Source organism: Bacillus mycoides (genome assembly GCF_001757995.1).
Taxonomy (GTDB): Bacteria; Bacillota; Bacilli; order Bacillales; family Bacillaceae_G; genus Bacillus_A; species Bacillus_A mycoides_B.
On sequence record NZ_LXLV01000129.1, the window covers coordinates 1 to 1,111 of the forward strand.

Genomic DNA, 1,111 nt, shown 5'->3' on the forward strand with positions numbered 1-1,111 from the left:
AATTCTTCTGAATATGTAATAAATATTGAACCTTTTTTAGTCATGAAAAATCCCCTCCAAGTAATAGTGTAACATCCATGTATGTACATGGTCTTTTTACACTGTCTACTTAAAGGGGATAATATCACATGTGAGTGTCTTTTCTTCATGAAAAAATCCCCGTGTTAAACAAAAAATAAAATAAACTGCCCATATGGACAGCTTATTTACATAATTATCGTTATTGGAAGTTATTTATTTGCTAATAAATCTTCTGCATAACATTTAATCATCATATAGCCTGCGGGACCAAACTGATCATACGTATCTGCTTCTTCTTTGGTGGCCTGTCTAAGTATTGAGTACCCTTTCATTAACATACAATTCTCATCATGAACCAGTTGTGAAGTGAAATAATCTTCTTCAATTCCATCTAATTCTAATGAACGATAGCCACTTATAAAACCATCTAATGCTGTTTCATGAATGGTTTTAATGTGAACATCCAATTGTATTAACGTTTTACAACCTTTTAAATCTTCAGCTATAGACGGGCTATCCCCGATCCAGTCCATCAAACCTGCTAAAAATCCCCTTCTACTATTTGGATCTGTTTCAATTACTCTACCACATGCAAATTTCCTGTTATCTAAAGGGATAGTCCAAAATTGTCCTGGTACTAAATAACGATTTGATTTTGGTTTAAATGGATAGTTTATACTCATTGTTCTCCCCATCTCTTTTTTATTTATTGTATAACATATTCATGTAAAGTTAACATAACGTCCTATTATCGGTAGCAAGAATAAGGAGGAACCCTAATCTCACAAGTAAATCTCCTTTTTTTGTTCTATGGATCTATGCATTTTTTTATACATTCCTATCCTAGCGCGGTTTTAGGGTTCTCGTTTGTTATTGGATTAGCAGAAAAACTGTATAAAATCTTGCATGCTCTTAGCGGGGTACCGCCACACATCCATCAACTTAAGGATTTAGACTATTTTTAAACTTAAAAGCACGTTACTATTCTCTTATGTTAATGAGAAAGGGTGACGTGCTTTTTATGAATATGCATCAAAAACAAGAGCTGTCTTTATTTGCCGAAGAGTTATATCGATATATGTCTCCCGCT

Annotated in this window: 1 protein-coding gene; it reads right to left on the reverse strand. The window is 33.5% G+C overall.

Annotated elements, in window-relative coordinates; all coding sequences use genetic code 11:
- Nucleotides 1–230 precede the first annotated feature (230 nt).
- Complete coding sequence (locus tag BWGOE10_RS29225) at nt 231–704, reverse strand: Imm26 family immunity protein (RefSeq protein WP_070145974.1); 474 nt, start codon at nt 702–704, stop codon at nt 231–233.
- Nucleotides 705–1,111: the final 407 nt, after the last annotated feature.

Bases quoted from the DNA above. Each gene is read 5' to 3' on its own strand.
- BWGOE10_RS29225 (WP_070145974.1), bottom strand. From the start codon at position 704: ATGAGTATAAACTATCCATTTAAACCAAAATCAAATCGTTATTTAGTA.